This window comes from Pseudomonas fluorescens (assembly GCF_001708445.1).
In the GTDB taxonomy this organism is placed as follows: domain Bacteria; phylum Pseudomonadota; class Gammaproteobacteria; order Pseudomonadales; family Pseudomonadaceae; genus Aquipseudomonas; species Aquipseudomonas gorinensis.
The window spans coordinates 5412491-5434569 of record NZ_CP015637.1 but is presented as its reverse complement, the minus strand read 5'-3'; the positions used below and the strand labels follow the sequence as shown (position 1 = coordinate 5434569).

Genomic DNA, 22079 nt, shown 5'->3' with positions numbered 1-22079 from the left:
GATTACTGCGCACGCTCATCCGGCAGGCGCTTCCTGCGACCGGTGAGCATGGATAACGGCAGGTTGTCCCGTACCTGGATGCTTTCGAATACCGCCGCCAGCACATGCACACTCACCAAGCCCAGCAGTAGATTGGCTGCGGTCTCGTGGGTCTGCAGCGGCCAGTCGGCGCCCCACAAGGCGTCGACTTCCTGCATCAGGAAGCCGCTGATGCCGATAGTCAGCAGGGCCAGCAACATCAGCAGCATCACCAGCGCACCCAGCGGCGAATGGCCCAGGCGGTGGTGCGGCCGGCCATTGAACAGCGAGCGTACATGGGCATTGAGCCGCTTTGGCGTCGGCCAGAAATCTGCCCAACGCGCACTGCGCGGCCCGATGAATCCCCACACTGTTCGAACCAGCAGCCAGGCCATGGCGTAGTAGCCCAGCCAGACATGCCAGTCGTCACCTGCTTCGTTAAAGAAGTAATTGGCAACGAAGACCCCGGCGATGGACAGATGAAACAGCCTCACCAGCGGGTCCCACAGGCGCAGGGATTCGCCTGGCATCAGCCCTTGATCTCAGTCTTCACGGCTTTGCCGGTGACCGGGTCGTGGTAGATCTCGACCTTGCGCTTGTCTTTGTCGAAGCCATAGATCTCATAGCAGTTGCCGTCGGTGACCTTGAACTTGCTGATCTCGTAGCCTTCGGCCTTGAGCTTGTCCTGGAAGACCTTTTCGTCTTGCCATTGCGAACGCTCGGCGGTGGTGCACTGCGGGCCGGCGAGGGCCAGGGGGCTGGCGATGACCAGGGACAGCAGGAGAATTTTGCGCATGGAAAAGCTCTCAGCAGTTGTGGGAGATTTCACAGTGCAAAACCAACCTTAGTGCAAGCTTAGTTGGCAACGAGTCGTAACATCTTTCCCGAAATAGCCCCGCCCAGAACCCGGCATGATGCCGCCGTTTCCTACAGAGAATTCGTTATGCGCCTGCTGCTTGTCGAAGATGACCGTGCCCTCGGCCAGGGGATCCGGGTGGCCTTGGGCGCTGAGGGCTACACCCTCGACTGGCTGCAGGATGGCGTCGCGGCCTTGCATGCCTTGCGCACGGAAAGCTTCGATCTGTTGCTGCTCGACCTCGGCCTGCCGCGCCTCGATGGCCTGGATCTGTTGCAGCAACTGCGCGCCGAGCAGCACGACCTGCCGGTGCTGATCCTCACTGCCCGCGACGGCACCGCCGAGCGCATCGCCGGTTTGGACGCCGGTGCCGATGATTACCTGGTCAAGCCGTTCGACGTGGAGGAGCTCAAGGCCCGTGTGCGCGCCTTGTTGCGCCGCAGCCAGGGCCGTGCGCAACCGATGCTGGAACACGCTGGCATCAGCCTCGACCCGGCCACCCAGCAAGTGCGCTATCAGGATGAGGACATCATCGTCACCCCCATGGAATACCAACTGCTGCACCAACTGATGGTGCGCCCCGGCAAAGTCGTGACCCGCGAGCGGCTGTCGCGCGCGTTGTATGGCTGGCAGGACCGTGTCGAGAGCAACACCCTGGAAGTATTGATCCATAACCTGCGCAAGAAGTTATCCACCGAGCTGATTCGCACCGTGCGCGGCGTGGGCTATGTGCTGGTGCTCAAACCATGACTTCCGTTCGCGCGCGCATCCTCGTTCCCGTCCTGGTACTGATCCTGCTCGGCGACGCCCTGATCAGCTGGTTGGTGCTGCGCGACAGTCACCACGAAATCGAAGAAGTCTACGACGCGCAACTCGCCCAGAGCGCACGCTTGTTGCAAGGCGTCCTGCGCCAACGCGACCCCGGCGAAGCGGACTGGAACCGCTTATATGAGGCGTTTGACCAGGCCATGAGCCGCGTGGGTGAGGAGGGCGTTGCCCATCCCTATGAAACCCGCCTGACCTTCCAGGTGTGGCGCACCGATGGCGAGTTGCTGGTGCGTTCCACCGAGGCGCCCGTGCTGGCGGCCCCACCGGCTACCCTCGGCGCCCATGACATTGTGGACAACGGCAACGACTGGTGCGCGTTCCTCCTCGCCGACCCGCAACAGGGCCTGCTGATCTGGGTGGGCGAGCGCGACGACATTCGCCAGGACCTGATCCAGCGCATCGTGCGCCACACCCTCTGGCCGACCCTGATCGGCGTGCCGCTGCTGGCGCTGTTGATCTGGCTGGTGATCGGCTGGGGCCTCAAGCCCTTGCGTGCCATGGCCCGCAAGATTCGCGGGCGCAACACCGACACCTTGCAGCCGCTGCACCTCAAGCCCTTGCCCAGCGACTTGGAGCCCATGCAAACCGCGCTCAATCGGTTGTTGGTCCAAGTCGACGAGCTGCTCGAACGCGAACGCCGTTTTATCGCTGACGCGGCCCATGAGCTGCGCACACCGCTGGCGATCCTGCGGATCCATGCGCAAAACGCCCAAATCGCCGGCACTGAAGAACAACGGCGTGAGGCGTTGGATTTTCTGGTCAATGGGGTCGATCGTGCGACGCGCATTGGCAGCCAGTTACTGACAATGGCGCGCATCGAACCGCAACTGAACAACCCTACGCGCAGCCGTGTGCACTTGACCGAGTTGGTGCGCGAAGAACTCGCCGAGTTGACCCCGCTGGCCATGGAAAAAGACGTGGAATTGGTGCTGGAAGGGAACGAGGAGTGCTGGGTCGAGACCGACCCCGTGGCGCTGGCCATTGCGTTGCAGAACCTGGTGACCAACGCCCTCAACTTCTCCCCGCTGGGGGGCGAGGTGAAAGTGGTGATTGGCGTCCATTGCTTGAGCGTGGAAGACCAGGGCCCAGGGATTGATGAGGCGCAAATCGGGCGCTTGTTCGAGCGCTTTTACAGCCAGGGCAACGCCAATGGCGCAGGGCTGGGACTGGCGATTGTGCAGATGATCGTCGGCAAGATCGGCTGTCGGTTGGCGCTGCATAATCGTGAGCGAGGCGGGTTGTGCGCGCGGTTGGTGTTTGACGAGAGCTGACGCGAAATGTGTGAACGCAATGTCAGTCGCGACGAAGATCAAATGTGGGAGCTGTCGAGCCCCGGCGAGGCCGCGATGGGATCACCTCGGTAAGCCTGTCAGGCCGCAGCCCTGCATCGCGGACTTTCCACTGCGGAACATTCTGTTTAATCACCGGTCCAGTTATCATCGTCTTTCACCCTGATAAGGACATCCTCCCGTGAAGCGAATCGCGCTGCTCTCCCTCGCCCTGGCCCTGTGCGCCTGCCAATCGAACCAACGTGACTCATCGCCCAGCCTGCTCAAGGACGGTATCCAGTTCCGTCAGAAAACCGTGGCCGTCGACGCGGACCACGCCAAAGTCATCATGAAGGCCAGCGGCGGCACCAACCCCGTCGAATTCGCCATCCGCCGCGAAGGCGACCCCGACCAACGCCCGGAAACGCTTGGCACCGTGATGGACACCGGCGAAGGCAAGGTCTTCAACTGGATCGCCAAGCTCAACCAGACTGTCGCCAGCGCCGGGTTCAAGCGTTTTCCACAATTGGAGATCCAGGCGGATCCTGGCAAGAAACTTACCGTGTCCAGCTCGGCGCGCAGCCAGGGCACTGGGGCTTACTACAGCTGCGGGCCGGTGATGAGCACGTTCAGCCCGGAGAAGGCCAAGGTGTATCTGGTGGAGTTCCAGTTCAAGTTTGACCGTTCTGGGTGTGCGCAGCAGGTGTTTGATATTACGGATCCGGCGAATCGGGTGTTGATTGGGGGGGAGGGGAGTGAGGCGAAAGAGGGGTAAGCGGAGTTGATTGAACGGTGGGCGTTGCCCGCCGTTTGCGTGGTGAAGGCTGGGCGAATACCACACCGTTGAAGGTGTGGGTGTAGCCGTCGCAAAATGGTGTCATTTGCTCGGGCGTCAGCTGAGGATTGACCTTTTGCAGTAGGCCATCTTCGTCGACCCACAAGCCGCTGTAGTAGCTGTTTTCATCCGTTCTCACGTACTCCTGCTTGTCACTTTCGTGTAGCGCAACCATCCAGAACACCGGCTCCGGACGATCCAGGCGGGCGTTGGCTTCGCTGAAAACCTGATCCCATGGGTGACCGACTTTGGATAGGAGAAAGCGGAATAGCGGGGTGTAATCAAAACCGTGTCGTTGATGGCTGTGCATCGAACTGCGGTTTGATCGTTTGTTTTTTTCTCTTTTGGTGTGCCGCTCATACCGGTAGGCAAGGCAACTTCCGTGGCGCACGCCATGGGTTCGGGTGTTGACTGAGCGGTAGAGGAGGGGCTTTTGCAGTGTAGGTCTCATTGCATCAAGGTTCCTTCTTGGGTTGTGTTGGTGGTGGTGGCCAGGCGCCTTGGTAGCGGAAGGAAATTTGGTAGTCGAGGCGGTCGGGTTCAATGATGTGCTGGAAGTACGGCTGAATGATCGTTATCCAGCTCGGCAGCACATTGAATACGTCGGCATATATCGCGGTTTCTTCGCCTAAACCCAATGCTTCAAAAACACTGTCTGGATCTGCGATATCCGCTGAATACTCATCTGCCTTCAAGTCATTGCTGTGCTTTTCGTACCATCGCAATCTGATTTTCATCACCATTTCCGAGTTCCTCTTTATCTGTAAATTCGACGTTTCGGGTCCGCCGGTCCTCGACGCTCGGCCGTATAAGGATCAAATGCGCCGAGGTGTTCCAAATCACTGTTTCGATAGACCTCCAGCTCTCCTTTCTTGGAATCCCATTCAAATAGCTTTCTCCTTTTTGCATCTATCCAACGCTCACGTAAGCCAGCCCCGCTTTTTCTTGGTGTTACCGGTTTTTGGGGAATCCGCCCAACAGGCTGAAATGGCCGTAGTCCTTGATCAGCTCAAGCGGGACGTAGCCGGTGGGGTTTGCATAGCGAATGACGCCGTCGGGCAGCTTGCAGGGTTTGGTGAAAACGCAACCGGCTGGCTTGGCGGGTGCCGAGGTTGGCGCTGGGGGAGGGGCGAATATGTCGATTGCCGGAAAATAGGGTGCTGGCGTCGGCTGTCGGCTCAGGATGCGCCGCTTGAGTTGTTCTTCTTCGGTGATGGGATACGCGCGTTCTGACATGACGGGCTCACTTCCTTGTGCGAGGGAGTGAGCCTATTAACGATAACGGAAACCTGACACTCGCAATGTTCGATGAAGTACGTGAGAAAAGTCAGCTGAAACGCGACGAGTCTTGACGAGTATTTTTCTACCTTTGAGGCGACTCTTCATGTTTTCCAGCCTCATGACGATAAAGCAATGCGTGGGGTAGCCGCGTAAATCAGTTGTTGAGGCACCCTCTATCACTACTCCCAAGGAAGACCTTATGACCCTGCAGGACTTTTGCCAGATTCTCTCTGATCACTTCGCCCCGAAAGCCAAACAAGTCACCCGCTTTGCACATACCGGCTACTCATTTGAAGAGTGGGTCAATTGGGAGATTTTTACTGCTTTTGTTGACCGGGGTTACGAAGCCTTTCCCAAGCCTGCTTACAAGCAGTCTTTTGCGGACAACACATCAAAGTTTCTCGGGGATCTGCGCGTCTGCGGAAACGAGGGGACGCAGGTATTCCTTGAGGTTGCGACAGCGCATGCGTGGACCCAAAGCAAATGGAGAGACAAGATCCTCAATGACCGGCTGAAGTTGGCGAAGTGGGTACCCAAGGCTGAAAAAGCGCTGAAAATCCAGGTCGTCATCTCTTGTTCCAGTGAGCAGAAAGACCTGGAGAGCAACTGGCTGTATTGGTACCAGCGGATTAGTTTCTGGGGGGATAAGAGCGAAACGCTCATCCTGGATGATGGCGGTAATGGAGAAGTGGTCATCAAGGTCTGGGAAGTGGCGTGATGTTTGAGCGCCGCCCGCGTCACTCATAGCGTCTCGGCAGCGATAGACCTTGGGGGCCAAGGTCTTTTTTTGTGTGGTGATCAAGTCAACAGGTGTTTGGAAATCAGCCGGGAGATTTCAACGATCGAGGTCTTGCCGGTGAACTCGAATTTCACTTTCCCCAGCGACGAGAAGTAAATCTCCAACTCCGAATCCAGGTCAAACGTCCCGGACGTCTCCACCGAATACGCCACGATGTTTTTATACGGCAGTGAGGTGAAGTCCTTCTTGCTGCCGGTAATCCCCTGCACATTCACCGCGATGATGCGTTTGGTGGTGAAGACCACGCCGTCGCGCATGGCTTTGTAGGCGTCGATCACTTCTTCGCCGTCCAGCAGCAGGGCCGATACGCGTTCGGCGTATTCGTTGTTCTGTTTGAGTTTGAAAAAGCCTTTGTTGTTGAAGTCGATCATGGGCCTGGCCTTGGGTGAGTGGTGCGGTGGTGTATGCCGTTTTGCTCGCGGATCTGTATCTAACGCGCGCATTTTGAACGCCCTACCATTGGGTCCAAGCCTATAACCTTGGCCAAATGTTTCACGTCGACAAAATAACACCCCAGGAGCCCAACAATGCCCGAACTGTCCAGCTGGCTGGCCTATGCGCTTATTTCACTCGGCATGGTGCTCACGCCCGGCCCGAACATGATTTACCTCATCTCCCGCTCGATCTGCCAGGGCCGCACGGCCGGGTTGATTTCCCTGGGCGGCGTGGCGTTGGGTTTTCTGGTTTACATGGTGTGCGCGGCCTTGGGGATCACGGCCTTGGTCATGGCGGTGCCATTTGCCTATGACGCACTGCGCTTCGGCGGTGCGTTGTACCTGGCCTATATGGCCTGGCAGGCAATTCGGCCGGGTGGGCGATCGCCGTTCCAGGTGCGGGATTTGCCCAAGGACAGCCCACGCAAACTGTTCACCATGGGCCTGGTGACGAACCTGCTGAACCCCAAGGTGGCGGTGATGTATTTGTCGTTACTGCCCCAGTTCATCGACCCGAACGGTCATGGCAGTGTGCTGACCCAATCTCTGGTGCTGGGGTTTACGCAGATTTTCATCAGCGTGAGCGTCAACGCAGTGATTGCCACCATGGCCGGCTCCATCGCGGTGTTTTTCGTCACCCGACCGGGTTGGCAGGTGGTGCAGCGCTGGCTGATGGGGTCGGTGCTGATGGGGCTGGCGGTGCGGATGGCGGTGGAAGGGCGTCGCTGAACCGGACGTTACAGGATCGCCTTCAGGTAATCCTTGAGTGCGTTGAGTGGGGCATTGAGTTCGTGCAGTGTCGATGCTTGGCGCACATCCAACGTCAGCCGTTGCAGCTCGCGACCCATCACTGTCGTTGCGCCACCCAAGGATTCGAGCGCTGGCGTCAGGCACTCATCTAGCTTCAGCTGAATCCCCGGCAAGTCCCCCTGCCGCACCAACAACCCAAACACCTCGCGGTCATGCCCAACCATCACCGGGTCATCGCGCAAAACCGGACTGCCGTCCTCGGTCTCGTGCGCCAGTTTGATGGCGAACAACGCAATCGCTTCGAGCAACAATTCCATGGTCTCGCTACCTCCACTGGTGCGCCGGTCACTTTCCGACAGGCGAAAAAAAAGACCTTGAATTTCAAGGTCTTTTTTTAAGATGGTGCCCCGAGGGAGACTCGAACTCCCACTCCTTTCGAAAACGGATTTTGAATCCGCCGCGTCTACCAATTCCGCCATCAGGGCTCAATGGCGGCGAAGTATAGAGATGAGATTACCGTTGGTCAATCACGTTTCATGGTCAATTTTGACTATTTCCGCTAGACTTCCCGGCCCTGCTAGACGAACCCCATCATGCGCGTTGCTGACTTTACTTTTGAGCTCCCTGATTCGCTGATCGCTCGCCACCCTTTGGCCGAGCGTCGCGCCAGTCGACTGCTGACCCTGGACGGGGTGAGCGGTGCCCTCGCACACCGTCAATTCACTGATTTGCTTGAGCATTTGCGCCCAGGAGATCTGATGGTGTTCAACAATACCCGGGTGATTCCGGCGCGGCTGTTTGGCCAGAAAGCCTCCGGCGGCAAGCTGGAAATTCTGGTGGAACGGGTGCTGGACAACCATCGCGTGCTGGCCCATGTGCGTTCCAGCAAATCGCCCAAGCCGGGTTCGACGATCTTGATCGATGGCGGTGGCGAAGCCGAGATGGTTGCGCGCCATGATGCGTTGTTCGAACTCAAGTTTGCCGAGGAAGTGTTGCCGCTGCTGGAGCGCGTCGGTCATATGCCGTTGCCTCCTTATATAGATCGCCCCGACGAAGACTCGGACCGCGAGCGCTATCAAACGGTGTACTCGCAACGCCTGGGGGCGGTTGCCGCGCCGACTGCCGGGCTGCATTTCGACCAGCCGCTGCTGGATGCAATCGCCGCCAAGGGCGTCGAGAGCGCCTATGTGACCCTGCACGTGGGGGCCGGCACGTTTCAGCCGGTGCGTGTGGATAAGATCGAAGACCACCATATGCACAGCGAATGGCTGGAGGTCAGCCAGGACGTCGTGGACGCGGTGAATGCGTGCAAGGCGCGTGGCGGGCGCGTCGTTGCAGTGGGCACTACCAGTGTGCGTTCCCTGGAGAGCGCGGCGCGCGATGGCGTACTCAAGCCGTTCAGTGGCGACACCGATATCTTTATTTACCCAGGCCGGCCGTTTCACGTGGTCGACGCCCTGGTGACCAACTTCCATTTGCCGGAATCCACGCTGTTGATGCTGGTGTCGGCATTTGCCGGTTATCCGCAGACCATGGCCGCTTATCAGGCCGCCATCGACAATGGGTACCGTTTTTTCAGCTACGGTGATGCGATGTTTATCACCCGTAATCCGGCGCCGCGCGGCCCAGAGGAACAACTATGAGTCGTATGTCGTTTGAATTGCTCGCCACCGACGGCAAAGCCCGTCGTGGTCGCCTGACTTTCCCGCGCGGTACGGTAGAGACCCCGGCCTTCATGCCCGTGGGCACCTATGGCACCGTCAAAGGCATGCTGCCGCGCGACATCGTCGCCACCGGCGCCGAGATTATTCTGGGCAACACCTTTCACTTGTGGCTGCGTCCGGGCACGGAAGTGATCAAGAAGCACGGCGACCTGCATGACTTCATGAAGTGGCAAGGCCCGATCCTCACCGACTCCGGTGGTTTCCAAGTGTTCAGCCTGGGGGCCATGCGCAAGATCAAGGAGGAGGGCGTGACCTTCGCCTCGCCGGTGGACGGTGCCAAAGTGTTCATGGGGCCGGAAGAGTCGATGCAGGTCCAGCGCGACCTGGGCTCCGACATCGTGATGATTTTTGACGAATGCACGCCGTACCCGGCTGACGAAGACGTCGCGCGGATTTCCATGGAGCTGTCGCTGCGTTGGGCCCAGCGCTCGAAAAACGCCCACGGTGACAATACCGCGGCGCTGTTCGGTATCGTCCAGGGCGGCATGCATGAAAGCCTGCGCAAGCGCTCGCTGGAAGGCCTCGACAAGATCGGCTTTGATGGTCTTGCCATTGGCGGCCTGTCGGTGGGCGAACCCAAGCACGAAATGATCAAGGTGCTGGATTATCTGCCGGGCCTGATGCCCGCTGAAAAACCTCGTTACCTTATGGGCGTTGGCAAACCGGAGGATCTCGTAGAGGGTGTGCGCCGCGGTGTGGACATGTTCGATTGCGTGATGCCAACCCGTAATGCCCGCAATGGGCATCTGTTCATCGATACAGGCGTGCTGAAGATCCGTAACGCGTTCCATCGCCATGATGAATCGCCGCTGGATCCCACCTGTGACTGCTACACCTGCCAGAACTTCTCCCGTGCTTATCTGCACCATCTGGACAAGTGCGGGGAAATGCTGGGTAGCATGTTGAATACCATCCACAATTTGCGTCACTACCAAGTCCTGATGGCTGGTTTGCGCGAGGCTATTCAACAGGGTACATTGGCCGCCTTCGTCGATGCCTTCTATGCCAAGCGCGGGCTCCCTGTGCCGCCCTTGGACTGAGTTTTCCGACCCTAAGATTCACTATTTGCAACTGGAGTGCTAAATGAGCTTTTTTATCTCTAACGCCATGGCTGACGCCGCTGCGCCTGCTGCTGCCGGCCCTATGGGCGGTGGTTTCGAGTGGATTTTCCTGGTCGGTTTCCTGGTCATCTTCTACCTGATGATCTGGCGTCCACAGGCCAAGCGCGCCAAAGAGCAGAAAAACCTGCTGGGCAGCTTGCAGAAAGGTGACGAAGTCGTGACCACTGGCGGTATCGCCGGCAAGATCACCAAGGTTTCCGACGCTTTCGTGGTCCTGGAAGTCTCCGACACCGTAGAAATGAAGTTCCAGAAGGGCGCTATCGCCGCCACGCTGCCTAAAGGCACGCTCAAAGCGATCTAAGCAACAACCTTTACCAATCGACGGGGCGCGCAAGGCGCCCCGCGTTATAAGCGGGCGGCGTGATGCTGAACAAATACCCTCTGTGGAAATACGTACTGATCCTGGCGGTGCTGGCGATCGGTTTTATTTATTCCGCTCCCAATCTCTATCCTGATGACCCTGCGATCCAGATCTCTGGCGCCAGCACTTCGCTGAAGGTCAATCAGGCTGACCTGGAACGCGCGAGCAAGGCGCTCACCGATGCGGGCATCCAGGTCAAGGCGGCAACGTTGGCAGCTGATGCGAAAGGCGGCTTGTTGCGCCTGACCAAGCAAGAAGACCAATTGCCGGCCAAGGATGTTGTGCGCAAGGCCATGGGCGACGACTACGTTGTCGCGCTCAACCTGGCACAGACCACGCCAAAATGGCTGCGCAGCATTGGCGCGCACCCGATGAAGCTGGGTCTGGACTTGTCCGGTGGTGTGCACTTCCTGCTGGAGGTGGACATGGACAAGGCCCTCGACGCACGCCTCAAAGTCTACGAAGGCGACGTGAAGAGCCTGCTGCGTAAAGAGAAGTTGCGTTATCGCAGCCTCCCGCAGCTCAACGGTGCCATCCAGCTGGGCTTCTCTGACGAAGCGTCCCGCGAACAGGCCCGTGCGCTGATCCGCAAGAACTTCAACGATTTCGACATCGTACCGGCCGACCTCAATGGTCAACCGGTGCTGCGTCTGGCGATGACCCCGGCCAAGCTGGCGGAAATCCGCGAATACTCGATCAAGCAGAACTTGACCACGGTACGTAACCGCGTCAACGAGCTGGGTGTGGCCGAGCCGATCGTTCAGCGTCAGGGCGCCAACCGCATTGTGGTTGAGCTGCCGGGCGTGCAGGACACCGCAGAAGCCAAGCGTATCCTGGGTAAAACCGCCAACCTGGAATTCCGCCTGGCCGCCGAGCCGGGTGCTTCCAAGGCCACTTCCGAGACTTTCGAGTTCCGTGAAGGCAACCGCCCTCCGGCGCAGATCGAGCGTGGCTTGATCATTACCGGTGACCAGGTCACCGACGCGAAGGCCGGTTTCGGCGAGCACGGTACCCCTGAAGTGAACATCCGCCTGGATGGCCACGGCGGCGAACTGATGAGCCGCGCCACGCGCAGTAACGTCGGTCGCAGTATGGCGGTGATCTTCATCGAGCAACGTCCGATCACTACCTACACCAAGCAAATGGTCAACGGCGTCGAGAAAGACGTGCCGGTACAGACCTTCAAGGAAGAGAAGAAGATCATCAGCCTGGCGACCATCCAGTCGCCGCTGGGTGCTCAATTCCGCATCACTGGCCTGAACGGCCAGGGCGAATCCTCGGAGCTGGCCCTGCTGCTGCGTGCCGGTGGCTTGGCTGCACCGATGTACTTCGCTGAAGAACGCACCATTGGCCCGAGCCTGGGCGCCGACAACATCACCAAGGGCGTCGACGCAGCCTTGTGGGGCATGCTGTTCGTTTCGCTGTTCATCATCGCCATCTACCGCTTCTTCGGCATCATCGCCACCGTGGCCCTGGCGGGCAACATGGTGATGCTGCTGGCCCTGATGTCGCTGCTGGGCGCTACGCTGACCCTGCCAGGTATCGCCGGTATCGTACTCACCATGGGTATGGCGGTGGACGCCAACGTGCTGATCTTCTCGCGGATTCGTGAAGAGATCGCCGCCGGCATGACCGTTCAGCGTGCAATCAACGAAGGCTTCGGCCGGGCATTTACCGCGATTCTCGACTCCAACCTGACCACATTGCTGGTCGGCGGGATTCTCTTTGCCATGGGCACCGGCCCCGTCAAAGGTTTTGCGGTAACCATGTCCCTCGGTATCTTTACCTCGATGTTCACGGCCATCATGGTGACCCGCGCAATGGTCAATCTGATCTTTGGCGGGCGTGACTTCAAGAAGTTGTGGATTTAAGGGGCTGCCATGTTACGTACAATCAACTTCATGGGCGTTCGCAATATTGCGTTCGGCGTCACCGTGCTCCTTACCGTTCTGGCGTTGTTCAGCTGGTTCCATAAGGGCCTGAACTACGGTCTGGACTTCACCGGCGGTACGCTCATCGAGCTGACCTACGAGAAGCCGGCCGACGTTACCCTGGTGCGCAGTGAGCTGGTCAAGGCCGGCTATCACGAAGCCATCGTGCAGAGCTTTGGTGCAACCACTGACCTGCTGGTGCGTATGCCTGGCGAAGACCCACAATTGGGTCATCAGGTCGCCGAAGCCTTGCAGAAGGTCGGCGGCGATAACCCGGCGTCGGTCAAGCGTGTCGAGTTCGTCGGCCCTCAAGTGGGTGAAGAGCTTCGCGACCAGGGCGGTCTCGGCATGCTGATGGCGCTGGTCGGCATCATGATCTACCTGGCCTTTCGCTTTCAGTGGAAGTTCGGCGTCGGCGCCATTGTGTCGCTGATCCACGACGTGGTCGTGACCGTGGGTATCCTGGCGTACTTCCAGATCACCTTCGACCTGACCGTGCTGGCCGCGGTGCTGGCGATCATTGGTTACTCGCTCAACGACACCATCGTGGTATTCGACCGGGTTCGTGAGAACTTCCGGGTGCTGCGCAAGGCGACGCTGATCGAGAACATCAACATCTCCACCACCCAGACCCTGCTGCGGACCATGGCGACGTCGATCTCCACCTTGCTGGCGATCGCGGCCCTGATGATCTTTGGTGGCGACAACCTGTGGGGCTTCTCCCTGGCATTGTTTATTGGCGTCCTGGCGGGTACCTACTCGTCGATCTACATCGCCAACGTGGTACTGATCTGGCTGAACCTCAACAGCGAAGACCTGATCCCTCCGGCCAGCACTGGCAAGGAGGTCGACGACCGTCCTTGATGGGCGTTTGTTGATCAGCTGTTACAAAAAAGGCACGAGTATTGAACTCGTGCCTTTTTTTTTGCTCCAAGGCTGGGTATAGCGCGGATCTTTCGGTCCGTTTGTGATGGTCAGGAGGTTCAACGTGAACAAGTCGTTACTGGTTGGTGCGGTATTGGGTGCTGTCGGTGTAACTGCCGGGGGTGCTGTTGCCACCTACAGCCTGGTAAAAAGCGGCCCTGAGTATGCGCAAGTGCTGGCAGTGCAGCCGGTGAAAACCCAGATTAAAACGCCTCGCGAGGTCTGCAAGGACGTCGCAGTGACCCGGCAGAAGCCGGTGCAGGATCAACACCAGATCGTCGGTACGGTGGTCGGTGCGCTGGCTGGTGGCTTGTTGGGTAACCAGATCGGCGGCGGTAATGGTAAGAAACTGGCCACCGTGGCCGGTGCTGTCGGTGGTGGTTACGCCGGTAACAAGGTTCAGGAAGGCATGCAGAACCGCGATACCTACACCACCACGCAAACGCGCTGTAACACCGTTAACGACATCAGTGACAAGGTAGTCGGGTACGACGTGCGTTACACCTTGGATGGCAAGGAAGGCTCGGTACGTATGGACCGTGATCCAGGCGGCCAAATTCCGGTCGACAAGGAAGGGCGTCTCGTCCTGGGCCAGAACCAGCAGTAATCCCAAAGCCTGGTTCAGTTCAAAGTATGGGAGGGGCCCCCTCCCATATTTGTTGTGTGTTGCTACTGGTCTTCAAATCCCAGGCATAAAAAAAGCACCCCGAGGGGTGCTTTTTTGTGCTCGCTCGCTTAGCGCTTCAGCGAGGCTGGCAGGTGCGGCTGGATCGCCGTCAGGACCGCCTTGAAGCATTTGGTGTTGCCGGCAACGACGTGGCCTTTTTCAAGGAAGTCATGGCCGCCGGTGAAGTCGCTCACCAGGCCGCCTGCTTCCTGAATCAGCAGGGCGCCTGCAGCCATGTCCCACTCGGACAGGCCTGATTCCCAGAACGCATCGAAACGGCCGGCAGCCACGTAGGCCAGGTCCAGGCTGGCTGCACCGGCGCGGCGGATGCCGGCGGTCTGGCCAACCAGGGCGCGGAACATGCCCAGGTAGTTTTCCAGGTTGTCCATCTGGTCATCGCGGAACGGGAAGCCGGTGCCCAGCAGGGCGCCGTCCAGGCTGGTGCGACCGCTGACGCGCAGGCGGCGGCCATTGAGCTGGGCGCCACGGCCACGGCTGGCGGTGAATTCTTCCTGGCGAACCGGGTCGAGGACAACGGCGTGTTCCAGGCGGCCGCGGTATTTGCACGCGATGCTTACGGCAAAGTGCGGGATGCCGCGCAGGAAGTTGGTGGTGCCATCCAGTGGATCGATGATCCACAGGTAGTCTTCGCCTTCGCCGCTACCTTTGTGCAGGCCGGTTTCTTCACCGAGGATGCCGTGGGTCGGGTAGGCCTTGCGCAGGGCGTCGATGATTTTCTGTTCGGCGGCGCGATCCACCTCGGATACATAATCCTTGGCGTCTTTTTCGTCGACCTTGATGGTATCCAGGCGCTCGATGGAGCGGAAGATCAATTCACTGGCGCTGCGGGCGGCGCGCAGCGCGATATTCAGCATGGGCTGCATGGATGTGTCACCTAAGGTTGTTAAAGAAAGCCGAGCATTCTAGCAGAAACTTTCTTCAGGTGAAGGACGACGTGAGCTTTCATGGCATAACCTTAGGCTGTTCTGTAAGATTTGCTCCCCTTTCCTGTGTCCGAGAGCGCCTCCCTTGCTGCAAAACATTCGTGTCGTCCTGGTCAATACCAGTCATCCCGGCAATATCGGCGGGGTGGCGCGAGCCATGAAAAACATGGGGCTGACGCGCCTGGTGCTGGTCGAACCACGCGTGTTCCCGCACCACGAGGCCGATGCTCGTGCATCTGGCGCCAATGACATCCTTGAAAGTGCCCAGATCGTCGCCACCTTGGAAGACGCCCTGGTCGGCTGCAATCTGGTGCTTGGCACCAGCGCTCGCGACCGGCGCATTCCGTGGCCACTGCTGGATCCGCGTGAATGCGGGACCAAAGTGGTGGAAGAGGCGGCCGGTGGCGCTGAAATCGCCCTGGTCTTCGGTCGCGAAGACTCCGGCCTGACCAATGAAGAGCTGCAGCGATGTCATTATCACGTGCACATCCCATCAGACCCTGAGTTCAGCTCGCTGAACCTCGGGGCAGCGGTGCAGGTGCTGAGTTACGAGGTGCGCATGGCCTGGCTGGCTGCTGAAGGCCAGCCGAGCAAGGTCGAGAAGGATGAAGTTGCGTCGACCAAAAGTGGCGAACTGGCCACCATGGACGAGCTGGAGCGGTTCTATGAACACCTGGAGCAAACCCTGGTGGCCATCGAATTTCTCGATCCGGAAAAGCCACGGCACTTGATGGCGCGCCTGCGTCGGTTGTACGGGCGCAGCTCGGTCAGTCGAGCGGAAATGAATATATTGCGTGGCATCCTCACGGAAACCCAGAAAGCGGCCCGTGGCGAGCTTCTTAAGCGGAAGGATTAAAAATGTTCGAGCGTTTGCGAGAAGATATCCAGAGTGTTTTCCATCGTGACCCGGCAGCGCGCAATGCCTTTGAAGTGCTGACCTGCTATCCGGGCATGCACGCTATCTGGATCCACCGCCTGTCCGGTGCGTTGTGGAATATGGGCTGGAAATGGCTGGCGCGGCTGGTGTCGAACTTCGGTCGCTGGTTGACCGGGATCGAGATCCATCCGGGGGCCAAGGTGGGGCGTCGCTTCTTTATCGATCACGGTATGGGCATCGTGATTGGCGAGACTGCCGAGATTGGTGATGACGTGACCCTGTACCAGGGAGTGACCTTGGGCGGCACCAGTTGGAACAAGGGTAAGCGCCACCCGACGCTGGGGAACGGCGTGGTGGTGGGCGCGGGCGCCAAGGTGCTTGGCCCGTTCACGGTAGGGGCTGGTGCCAAGGTCGGTTCCAACGCCGTGGTGACCAAGGCCGTGCCGGCCGGCGCCACCGTGGTGGGTATTCCCGGGCGGATCATCGTCAAGCCGGAAGTGGGCGATGAGCAGGAAGCCAAGCGCAAGGCCATGGCCGAGAAGATCGGCTTCGATGCCTACGGTGTCAGCGAAGACATGCCCGACCCGGTGGCGCGCGCCATCGGCCAGTTGCTTGACCACCTGCAAGCGGTGGACGGCAAGTTGGACGGCATGTGTGGCGCGCTGAAGGAACTGGGCAGCAGCTACTGTGCGAAAGACTTGCCCGAGCTGCGCGAAGAGGACTTCGCCGAGATCAAGGACGAAGCTGCAAGCAAGGCCGGCTGAAGTCTCATCGTCACCACAAAACCCCTGTGGGAGGGGGCTTGCCCCCGATGACGGTGGGTCAGTCGACGCATTCGTCAGCTGTCAGACCGCTATCGGGGCAAGCCCCCTCCCACATTTGATCTCCGTTGATCCAGCAATTCCCATCCGGTCCTGTTCCCGCTGTTCGTCCCCACCCCATCCTGCTATGATTCGCGCGCCCTTTTTACGGGTAATCCTGACTAAAGTACTAGGTCTTATAGTTGACTTAAATACTCGGGAATCGCATACTTGCTCCCATTCTGAAACACCTTGGTACTTGTCCATGAGACTGACTACAAAAGGCCGATACGCGGTAACCGCCATGCTTGACTTGGCCTTGCACGCGCAAACTGGGCCGGTGTCCCTGGCCGATATCTCCGAGCGCCAAGGCATTTCCCTGTCCTACCTTGAGCAACTGTTCGCCAAATTGCGCCGCAGCAATCTGGTTTCCAGTGTGCGTGGGCCAGGTGGCGGCTATCAACTGTCCCGCGAGATGCAGGGCATCCAGGTGGCCCAGGTCATCGACGCGGTCAACGAATCCGTCGATGCGACCAAATGCCAGGGCCTGGGTGACTGCCACGCCGGCGACACTTGCCTGACGCATCACTTGTGGTGTGACTTGAGCCTGCAGATCCATGAGTTTTTGAGTGGTATCAGCTTGGCTGATCTTGTGACTCGCCGTGAGGTGCAAGAAGTAGCCCAGCGTCAGGACCAGCGCCGTTGCAACACCAAGGCGCCGCGTCTGGACAAGATTGAAGCGTCCGCCGTCGAGTGACAGCCGAAGAGCTAACGGCACGCCAGCCAGCCTGATTTAGGAGAAAGTCCATGAAATTGCCGATTTACCTTGATTACTCAGCGACCACGCCGGTTGATCCGCGTGTCGCACAAAAGATGAGCGAATGCCTGCTGGTCGACGGAAACTTCGGCAACCCGGCCTCCCGCTCCCACGTTTTCGGCTGGAAAGCCGAGGAAGCGGTGGAGAACGCTCGTCGCCAGGTCGCTGACCTGGTCGGTGCAGACCCGCGCGAAATCGTCTGGACTTCCGGCGCCACCGAATCCGACAACCTGGCAATCAAGGGCGCGGCGCATTTCTACGCGACCAAAGGCAAGCACCTGATCACTACCAAGATTGAGCACAAGGCTGTCCTCGACACCATGCGCCAACTGGAGCGTGAAGGTTTCGAGGTCACTTACCTCGAGCCAACCACCGACGGTATCGTCACCCCGGCCATGATCGAAGCCGCGCTGCGTGAAGACACCATCCTGGTTTCCGTGATCCACGTGAACAACGAAATCGGGACCATCAACGACATCGCGGCCATCGGCGAGCTGACGCGCTCCAAAGGCGTCCTGCTGCACGTCGACGCTGCTCAGTCCACCGGCAAGGTCGACATCGACCTGTCGAAACTGAAAGTCGACCTGATGTCGTTCTCGGCCCACAAGACCTACGGCCCTAAAGGCATCGGCGCGCTCTACGTGAGCCGTAAGCCCCGCGTACGTATCGAAGCCACCATGCACGGCGGCGGTCACGAGCGCGGCATGCGTTCGGGCACCCTGGCGACCCACCAGATCGTTGGTATGGGCGAAGCTTTCCGTGTGGCCAAGGAAGATATGGCTGCCGAGAACCTGCGCATCAAGGCCCTGAGCGAGCGCTTCTACAAGCAGGTCGAAAACCTTGAAGAGCTGTACATCAACGGCAGCATGACCGCCCGTGTACCGCACAACCTGAACTTGAGCTTCAACTACGTCGAAGGCGAGTCGCTGATCATGGCGCTCAAGGATCTGGCGGTTTCGTCCGGTTCGGCCTGCACCTCGGCCTCCCTTGAGCCGTCCTACGTGCTGCGTGCCCTGGGCCGCAACGACGAACTGGCGCACAGCTCGATCCGCTTTACGTTTGGCCGCTTCACCACCGAAGAACAAGTCGACTACGCGGCGCAGAAAGTCTGCGAAGCCGTCAATAAGCTGCGCACTTTGTCGCCGCTGTGGGACATGTACAAAGACGGTGTCGACATTTCCAAGATCGAGTGGGCGGCACACTAACTATAGAAGCCGCCACCCCAGCTCTGTAGGAACGTGGCGGAAAACGCAGGCGTTTCTACAGGGTTACAGAGCGGCCCTGATGAGTGAGGATTCAGTACCATGGCTTACAGCGAAAAGGTCATCGACCACTACGAAAACCCGCGTAACGTCGGCAAGATGAACGCGGAAGACCCAGATGTCGGCACCGGCATGGTCGGCGCTCCGGCGTGCGGCGATGTGATGCGCCTGCAGATCAAGGTCAACGAGGCGGGCGTTATCGAAGACGCCAAGTTCAAGACCTACGGCTGCGGTTCGGCCATCGCCTCCAGCTCCCTGGCGACCGAATGGATGAAAGGCAAGACCCTGGATGAGGCTGTGACGATCAGCAACACCCAGCTGGCCGAAGAACTGGCCCTGCCGCCAGTGAAAATCCACTGCTCCGTACTCGCAGAAGACGCCATTAAGGCGGCCGTTCGCGACTACAAGCAGAAGAAAGGCTTGATCTAAGCATTTGGCGACGAGTAAGGAGTCAACGATGGCTATCAGCATGACAGAAGCGGCTGCACGGCACGTGCGACGCTCCCTGGATGGGCGCGGTAAAGGTGAGGGGATTCGTCTGGGTGTGCGCACCACGGGCTGTTCCGGCCTTGCCTATGTGCTGGAGTTTGTCGACGAGGTGGTTGATGAGGACCAGGTGTTCGAAAGTCACGGCGAGAAAGTGATTATCGACCCTAAAAGCCTCACCTATCTGGACGGCACCGAACTCGATTTCGTCAAGGAAGGGTTGAACGAAGGCTTCAAGTTCAACAACCCCAACGTACGCGGTGAATGTGGCTGCGGCGAAAGCTTCAACATCTGAGGCTATTTGTGGGCACTCCTTGTCATTTCGCTTTATTCGAGCTGCAGCCGAGCTTTCGGCTGGACCTCGAGCAGCTTGCCACGCGCTACCGTGAATTGGCGCGTGGGGTGCATCCGGACCGCTTCGCTGACGCTTCCGAGCGTGAGCAGCGCCTGGCGCTGGAGCAATCGGCCAGCCTCAACGAAGCCTATCAGACGCTCAAAAGTCCCCCCAAGCGCGCGCGTTACCTGCTCGCGATGAATGGTGGCGAGTTGCCGTTGGAAGTCACGGTGCACGACCCGGACTTCCTGATGCAGCAGATGCAGTGGCGCGAAGAGCTCGAAGACTTGCAGGACGAAGCCGATCTAGCGGGTGTCGCGGTCTTCAAGCGTCGTCTGAAAACCGCCCAGGATGAGCTCAACGAAAGCTTCGCAGCCTGTTGGAATGATGCGGCGCAACGTGAACAGGCCGAACGCCTGATGCGGCGCATGCAGTTCCTCGACAAGCTCTCCTACGAAGTGCGCCAGCTAGAAGAGCGCCTCGACGATTAACCCAGTGCTGCCCGTGATGCACGCCTGATAGACAGATAAGACCTGATTACCATGGCTCTACTGCAAATCGCCGAACCCGGCCAAAGCCCTCAACCGCACCAGCGTCGCCTGGCGGTGGGGATTGACCTGGGCACCACCAATTCCCTGGTCGCTGCCTTGCGCAGCGGCCTGTCCGAGCCGCTGCCCGACGCCGATGGCCAGGTGATCCTGCCGTCCGCTGTGCGTTATCACGCCGATCGCACCGAAGTGGGCGAGTCGGCCAAGCTGGCGGCGTCTACCGACCCCCTGAATACCGTACTGTCGGTCAAGCGCTTGATGGGTCGTGGTCTGTCCGACGTCAAGCAGCTGGGCGACCAACTGCCTTACCGCTTTGTCGGTGGCGAGTCCCACATGCCGTTCATCGACACCGTCCAGGGCCCGAAGAGCCCGGTGGAAGTGTCGGCCGATATCCTCAAGGTGCTGCGCCAGCGTGCAGAAACCACCTTGGGCGGCGAGCTGGTCGGGGCGGTGATCACGGTTCCGGCCTATTTCGATGATGCTCAGCGCCAGGCCACCAAGGACGCGGCGAAGCTTGCCGGCCTGAACGTGCTGCGCCTGCTCAACGAGCCGACGGCAGCCGCTGTGGCGTATGGCCTGGACCAGCATGCCGAAGGCCTGGTCGCCATTTACGACCTGGGCGGCGGCACCTTTGATATTTCGATCCTGCGCCTGACTGGCGGTGTCTTCGAAGTACTGGCCACGGGTGGCGATACAGCCCTGGGCGGCGATGACTTCGATCACGCCATCGCGGGCTGGATCATCACCAGTGCCGGCTTGTCCGCCGATCTGGACCCGGGCGCGCAGCGCAACCTGCTGCAAACCGCCTGCGCTGCTAAAGAAGCGCTGACTGATGCTGCATCGGTTGAAGTGTCCTATGGTAGCTGGTCGGCCCAACTGACCCGTGAAGCCTTCGATGCTTTGATCGAGCCGATGGTCGCCCGCAGCCTGAAAGCCTGCCGGCGCGCCGTGCGTGATTCCGGCGTCGAGCTGGAAGACGTAGTCGCCGTGGTCATGGTCGGCGGTTCGACCCGCGTACCACGTGTTCGCGAAGCCGTGGCCGAAGCCTTTGGCCGCCAGCCGCTGACCGAAATCGATCCGGATCAAGTGGTCGCCATCGGTGCGGCGATCCAGGCCGATACCCTGGCCGGCAATAAGCGCGATGGTGGCGAGCTGTTGCTGCTCGACGTGATTCCGTTGTCCCTGGGGCTGGAAACCATGGGCGGCTTGATGGAGAAGGTGATTCCGCGCAACACCACCATCCCTGTTGCCCGCGCCCAGGATTTCACGACCTATAAAGATGGCCAGACGGCCATGATGATTCATGTGCTGCAAGGTGAGCGCGAGCTGATCAGCGACTGTCGCTCACTGGCGCGCTTCGAATTGCGCGGTATCCCGGCCATGGTTGCCGGTGCCGCGAAGATTCGCGTGACCTTCCAGGTCGACGCCGACGGCCTGCTCAGCGTGGCTGCGCGTGAATTGGCGTCAGGCGTCGAAGCGAGCATCCAGGTCAAGCCGTCCTACGGCCTGACTGACGGCGAAATCGCCAAGATGCTCAAGGACTCGTTCCAGTACGCCGGTGACGATAAGGTCGCGCGCGTACTGCGTGAGCAACAAGTGGATGCCCAGCGCCTGCTCGAAGCGGTGCAGGGCGCCCTTGACGCCGACGGCGAGCGCCTGCTGGATGCCGAAGAGCGCATGGTCATCGACCTGCAGATGCAGGAACTGGCCGAACTGATGAAAGGCAACGATGGTTACGCCATCGAGCAACAGACCAAGCGCTTGTCGCAGGTGACTGACGCCTTTGCCGCCCGCCGCATGGATCAGACGGTGAAAGCCGCACTGGCCGGGCGCAACCTGAATGAAATCGAGGAATAATCAATGCCGCAGGTCATTTTTCTGCCACACGCCGAGCACTGCCCGGACGGTATGGTTGTTGAGGCTGAGACCGGCAAGTCCATCCTCGAAGTTGCCCATGACAACCACATCGAGATCGAAAGTGCCTGTGGTGGAGTGTGCGCTTGCACCACCTGCCACTGCATCATTCGTGAGGGGTTCAACTCTCTGGAAGAAGCGGACGAGTTGGAAGAGGACTTTCTTGACCGGGCCTGGGGCCTGGAAGCGACTTCTCGCCTAAGCTGTCAGGCAAAGGTCGGAACGGAAGACATCACCGTCGAAATCCCGAAATATTCCCTCAACCATGCGGCCGAAGCGCCGCACTGATTCAAGGAAGTG

The 22079-nt window shown here is 59.4% G+C and carries 28 protein-coding genes, 1 tRNA gene and 1 pseudogene; 20 read left to right on the top strand and 10 right to left on the bottom strand.

Going from position 1 to position 22079, the window contains the following annotated elements:
* Nucleotides 1-2: 2 nt before the first annotated feature.
* Both A7317_RS24205 and A7317_RS24200 read right to left on the bottom strand, forming a co-directional pair.
* A complete protein-coding gene (locus A7317_RS24205; RefSeq protein ID WP_024077318.1) occupies nt 3-548 on the bottom strand; it encodes a cytochrome b/b6 domain-containing protein in 546 nt (181 codons plus the stop codon).
* Nucleotides 548-814 carry a PepSY domain-containing protein gene (locus A7317_RS24200; protein WP_041161018.1) on the bottom strand — a complete coding sequence of 89 codons (267 nt, stop codon included), beginning with the start codon at nt 812-814 and terminating at the stop codon, nt 548-550. Before A7317_RS24200 ends, A7317_RS24205 begins: the two co-directional genes overlap by 1 nt.
* 147 nt (nt 815-961) lie before the next feature.
* On the opposite strand from A7317_RS24200, the gene A7317_RS24195 reads away from it, so the two are divergent.
* From A7317_RS24195 to A7317_RS24185, 3 genes are all read left to right on the top strand, one after another.
* Nucleotides 962-1624 carry a response regulator gene (locus tag A7317_RS24195; RefSeq protein WP_024077316.1) on the top strand — a complete coding sequence of 221 codons (663 nt, stop codon included), beginning with the start codon at nt 962-964 and terminating at the stop codon, nt 1622-1624.
* Nucleotides 1621-2973, top strand: coding sequence for a sensor histidine kinase (locus A7317_RS24190; protein WP_024077315.1), 1353 nt, complete (start codon nt 1621-1623; stop codon nt 2971-2973). The genes A7317_RS24195 and A7317_RS24190 overlap by 4 nt, the downstream gene beginning before the upstream one ends.
* Before the next feature lie 199 nt (nt 2974-3172).
* Nucleotides 3173-3745: a hypothetical protein gene (locus A7317_RS24185; protein WP_024077314.1), complete on the top strand. Its 573-nt coding sequence runs from the start codon at nt 3173-3175 to the stop codon at nt 3743-3745.
* Here A7317_RS24185 and A7317_RS30300 read toward each other — a convergent pair.
* The 4 genes and pseudogenes from A7317_RS30300 to A7317_RS31230 all read right to left on the bottom strand — a co-directional run.
* The gene (locus A7317_RS30300) at nt 3684-4256 is read right to left on the bottom strand and encodes a hypothetical protein (protein WP_319805403.1); all 573 of its coding nucleotides are present in this window, start codon (nt 4254-4256) and stop codon (nt 3684-3686) included. The two genes, A7317_RS24185 and A7317_RS30300, sit on opposite strands and share 62 nt — an antisense overlap.
* 4 nt (nt 4257-4260) lie before the next feature.
* The gene (locus A7317_RS24180; RefSeq protein WP_069076974.1) at nt 4261-4548 is read right to left on the bottom strand and encodes a colicin E3-like toxin immunity protein; all 288 of its coding nucleotides are present in this window, start codon (nt 4546-4548) and stop codon (nt 4261-4263) included.
* 14 nt (nt 4549-4562) lie between these two features.
* Complete coding sequence (locus tag A7317_RS31235) at nt 4563-4718, bottom strand: colicin E3/pyocin S6 family cytotoxin (protein WP_237141799.1); 156 nt, start codon at nt 4716-4718, stop codon at nt 4563-4565.
* A gap of 56 nt (nt 4719-4774) precedes the next feature.
* Nucleotides 4775-5041: pseudogene (locus tag A7317_RS31230) on the bottom strand (detoxification); the annotation flags it as partial.
* 244 nt (nt 5042-5285) lie between these two features.
* On the opposite strand from A7317_RS31230, the gene A7317_RS24170 reads away from it, so the two are divergent.
* Nucleotides 5286-5804 (top strand): hypothetical protein, encoded by a 519-nt coding sequence (locus tag A7317_RS24170; protein WP_069076972.1) that lies wholly within the window; start codon nt 5286-5288, stop codon nt 5802-5804.
* An 80-nt stretch (nt 5805-5884) separates the two neighbouring features.
* On the opposite strand, the gene A7317_RS24165 is transcribed toward A7317_RS24170, so the two are convergent.
* Complete coding sequence (locus A7317_RS24165) at nt 5885-6256, bottom strand: PH domain-containing protein (RefSeq protein WP_024077309.1); 372 nt, start codon at nt 6254-6256, stop codon at nt 5885-5887.
* Between the two features lie 156 nt (nt 6257-6412).
* Here A7317_RS24165 and A7317_RS24160 point away from each other — a divergent pair, with 156 nt between their 5' ends.
* Nucleotides 6413-7048 (top strand): LysE family translocator, encoded by a 636-nt coding sequence (locus A7317_RS24160; protein WP_024077308.1) that lies wholly within the window; start codon nt 6413-6415, stop codon nt 7046-7048.
* An 8-nt stretch (nt 7049-7056) separates the two neighbouring features.
* Here A7317_RS24160 and A7317_RS24155 read toward each other — a convergent pair whose 3' ends face one another.
* Both A7317_RS24155 and A7317_RS24150 read right to left on the bottom strand, forming a co-directional pair.
* Nucleotides 7057-7386, bottom strand: a complete 330-nt coding sequence (locus tag A7317_RS24155; RefSeq protein WP_069076971.1) for a hypothetical protein — start codon at nt 7384-7386, stop codon at nt 7057-7059.
* 83 nt (nt 7387-7469) lie between these two features.
* Nucleotides 7470-7554, bottom strand: a tRNA-Leu gene (locus tag A7317_RS24150).
* 108 nt (nt 7555-7662) lie between these two features.
* On the opposite strand from A7317_RS24150, the gene queA reads away from it, so the two are divergent.
* From queA to A7317_RS24120, 6 genes are all read left to right on the top strand, one after another.
* Complete coding sequence (queA, locus tag A7317_RS24145) at nt 7663-8712, top strand: tRNA preQ1(34) S-adenosylmethionine ribosyltransferase-isomerase QueA (protein ID WP_024077304.1); 1050 nt, start codon at nt 7663-7665, stop codon at nt 8710-8712.
* 5 nt (nt 8713-8717) lie between these two features.
* Entirely contained in the window at nt 8718-9833 is a 1116-nt protein-coding gene (gene tgt, locus A7317_RS24140; RefSeq protein WP_003238437.1) for a tRNA guanosine(34) transglycosylase Tgt, read from the top strand.
* Nucleotides 9834-9876: 43 nt separating this feature from the next.
* A complete protein-coding gene (gene yajC / locus A7317_RS24135; RefSeq protein WP_003175975.1) occupies nt 9877-10215 on the top strand; it encodes a preprotein translocase subunit YajC in 339 nt (112 codons plus the stop codon).
* A 62-nt stretch (nt 10216-10277) separates the two neighbouring features.
* Nucleotides 10278-12146, top strand: a complete 1869-nt coding sequence (secD, locus tag A7317_RS24130) for a protein translocase subunit SecD (protein WP_041161017.1) — start codon at nt 10278-10280, stop codon at nt 12144-12146.
* Between the two features lie 9 nt (nt 12147-12155).
* Complete coding sequence (gene secF / locus A7317_RS24125; RefSeq protein WP_024077301.1) at nt 12156-13070, top strand: protein translocase subunit SecF; 915 nt, start codon at nt 12156-12158, stop codon at nt 13068-13070.
* 124 nt (nt 13071-13194) lie between these two features.
* On the top strand, nt 13195-13737 hold the full coding sequence (locus A7317_RS24120) for a glycine zipper 2TM domain-containing protein (protein WP_024077300.1): 543 nt from the start codon (nt 13195-13197) through the stop codon (nt 13735-13737).
* A 128-nt stretch (nt 13738-13865) separates the two neighbouring features.
* Here the strand turns inward: A7317_RS24120 and suhB are convergent, their stop codons facing one another.
* On the bottom strand, nt 13866-14681 hold the full coding sequence (suhB, locus tag A7317_RS24115) for an inositol-phosphate phosphatase (RefSeq protein WP_003175971.1): 816 nt from the start codon (nt 14679-14681) through the stop codon (nt 13866-13868).
* 145 nt (nt 14682-14826) lie between these two features.
* Here suhB and trmJ point away from each other — a divergent pair, with 145 nt between their 5' ends.
* The 9 genes from trmJ (at nt 14827) to fdx (ending at nt 22067) form a co-directional block, all read left to right on the top strand.
* Nucleotides 14827-15597, top strand: a complete 771-nt coding sequence (gene trmJ, locus A7317_RS24110; RefSeq protein WP_069076970.1) for a tRNA (cytosine(32)/uridine(32)-2'-O)-methyltransferase TrmJ — start codon at nt 14827-14829, stop codon at nt 15595-15597.
* 2 nt (nt 15598-15599) lie between these two features.
* Nucleotides 15600-16382, top strand: coding sequence for a serine O-acetyltransferase (gene cysE / locus A7317_RS24105; protein ID WP_024077298.1), 783 nt, complete (start codon nt 15600-15602; stop codon nt 16380-16382).
* Between the two features lie 301 nt (nt 16383-16683).
* The gene (iscR, locus tag A7317_RS24100) at nt 16684-17175 is read left to right on the top strand and encodes a Fe-S cluster assembly transcriptional regulator IscR (RefSeq protein ID WP_003238451.1); all 492 of its coding nucleotides are present in this window, start codon (nt 16684-16686) and stop codon (nt 17173-17175) included.
* A gap of 50 nt (nt 17176-17225) precedes the next feature.
* Nucleotides 17226-18440 (top strand): IscS subfamily cysteine desulfurase, encoded by a 1215-nt coding sequence (locus tag A7317_RS24095; protein WP_024077296.1) that lies wholly within the window; start codon nt 17226-17228, stop codon nt 18438-18440.
* A gap of 99 nt (nt 18441-18539) precedes the next feature.
* Nucleotides 18540-18926: a Fe-S cluster assembly scaffold IscU gene (iscU, locus tag A7317_RS24090; protein ID WP_003209682.1), complete on the top strand. Its 387-nt coding sequence runs from the start codon at nt 18540-18542 to the stop codon at nt 18924-18926.
* Nucleotides 18927-18954: 28 nt separating this feature from the next.
* Nucleotides 18955-19278 carry an iron-sulfur cluster assembly protein IscA gene (gene iscA / locus A7317_RS24085; RefSeq protein WP_024077295.1) on the top strand — a complete coding sequence of 108 codons (324 nt, stop codon included), beginning with the start codon at nt 18955-18957 and terminating at the stop codon, nt 19276-19278.
* A gap of 8 nt (nt 19279-19286) precedes the next feature.
* On the top strand, nt 19287-19808 hold the full coding sequence (gene hscB / locus A7317_RS24080) for a co-chaperone HscB (RefSeq protein ID WP_024077294.1): 522 nt from the start codon (nt 19287-19289) through the stop codon (nt 19806-19808).
* A gap of 51 nt (nt 19809-19859) precedes the next feature.
* Nucleotides 19860-21722: a Fe-S protein assembly chaperone HscA gene (gene hscA / locus A7317_RS24075; protein ID WP_024077293.1), complete on the top strand. Its 1863-nt coding sequence runs from the start codon at nt 19860-19862 to the stop codon at nt 21720-21722.
* 3 nt (nt 21723-21725) lie between these two features.
* Nucleotides 21726-22067 carry an ISC system 2Fe-2S type ferredoxin gene (gene fdx / locus A7317_RS24070; RefSeq protein ID WP_003175958.1) on the top strand — a complete coding sequence of 114 codons (342 nt, stop codon included), beginning with the start codon at nt 21726-21728 and terminating at the stop codon, nt 22065-22067.
* Nucleotides 22068-22079: the final 12 nt, after the last annotated feature.

Bases quoted from the DNA above. Each gene is read 5' to 3' on its own strand.
- A7317_RS24205 (WP_024077318.1), bottom strand. From the start codon at position 548: ATGCCAGGCGAATCCCTGCGCCTGTGGGACCCGCTGGTGAGGCTGTTT.
- A7317_RS24200 (WP_041161018.1), bottom strand. From the start codon at position 814: ATGCGCAAAATTCTCCTGCTGTCCCTGGTCATCGCCAGCCCCCTGGCC.
- A7317_RS24195 (WP_024077316.1), top strand. From the start codon at position 962: ATGCGCCTGCTGCTTGTCGAAGATGACCGTGCCCTCGGCCAGGGGATC.
- A7317_RS24190 (WP_024077315.1), top strand. From the start codon at position 1,621: ATGACTTCCGTTCGCGCGCGCATCCTCGTTCCCGTCCTGGTACTGATC.
- A7317_RS30300 (WP_319805403.1), bottom strand. From the start codon at position 4,256: ATGAGACCTACACTGCAAAAGCCCCTCCTCTACCGCTCAGTCAACACC.
- A7317_RS24180 (WP_069076974.1), bottom strand. From the start codon at position 4,548: ATGGTGATGAAAATCAGATTGCGATGGTACGAAAAGCACAGCAATGAC.
- A7317_RS24170 (WP_069076972.1), top strand. From the start codon at position 5,286: ATGACCCTGCAGGACTTTTGCCAGATTCTCTCTGATCACTTCGCCCCG.
- A7317_RS24165 (WP_024077309.1), bottom strand. From the start codon at position 6,256: ATGATCGACTTCAACAACAAAGGCTTTTTCAAACTCAAACAGAACAAC.
- A7317_RS24160 (WP_024077308.1), top strand. From the start codon at position 6,413: ATGCCCGAACTGTCCAGCTGGCTGGCCTATGCGCTTATTTCACTCGGC.
- A7317_RS24155 (WP_069076971.1), bottom strand. From the start codon at position 7,386: ATGGAATTGTTGCTCGAAGCGATTGCGTTGTTCGCCATCAAACTGGCG.
- queA (WP_024077304.1), top strand. From the start codon at position 7,663: ATGCGCGTTGCTGACTTTACTTTTGAGCTCCCTGATTCGCTGATCGCT.
- tgt (WP_003238437.1), top strand. From the start codon at position 8,718: ATGTCGTTTGAATTGCTCGCCACCGACGGCAAAGCCCGTCGTGGTCGC.
- yajC (WP_003175975.1), top strand. From the start codon at position 9,877: ATGAGCTTTTTTATCTCTAACGCCATGGCTGACGCCGCTGCGCCTGCT.
- secD (WP_041161017.1), top strand. From the start codon at position 10,278: ATGCTGAACAAATACCCTCTGTGGAAATACGTACTGATCCTGGCGGTG.
- secF (WP_024077301.1), top strand. From the start codon at position 12,156: ATGTTACGTACAATCAACTTCATGGGCGTTCGCAATATTGCGTTCGGC.
- suhB (WP_003175971.1), bottom strand. From the start codon at position 14,681: ATGCAGCCCATGCTGAATATCGCGCTGCGCGCCGCCCGCAGCGCCAGT.
- cysE (WP_024077298.1), top strand. From the start codon at position 15,600: ATGTTCGAGCGTTTGCGAGAAGATATCCAGAGTGTTTTCCATCGTGAC.
- iscR (WP_003238451.1), top strand. From the start codon at position 16,684: ATGAGACTGACTACAAAAGGCCGATACGCGGTAACCGCCATGCTTGAC.
- A7317_RS24095 (WP_024077296.1), top strand. From the start codon at position 17,226: ATGAAATTGCCGATTTACCTTGATTACTCAGCGACCACGCCGGTTGAT.
- iscU (WP_003209682.1), top strand. From the start codon at position 18,540: ATGGCTTACAGCGAAAAGGTCATCGACCACTACGAAAACCCGCGTAAC.
- iscA (WP_024077295.1), top strand. From the start codon at position 18,955: ATGGCTATCAGCATGACAGAAGCGGCTGCACGGCACGTGCGACGCTCC.
- hscA (WP_024077293.1), top strand. From the start codon at position 19,860: ATGGCTCTACTGCAAATCGCCGAACCCGGCCAAAGCCCTCAACCGCAC.
- fdx (WP_003175958.1), top strand. From the start codon at position 21,726: ATGCCGCAGGTCATTTTTCTGCCACACGCCGAGCACTGCCCGGACGGT.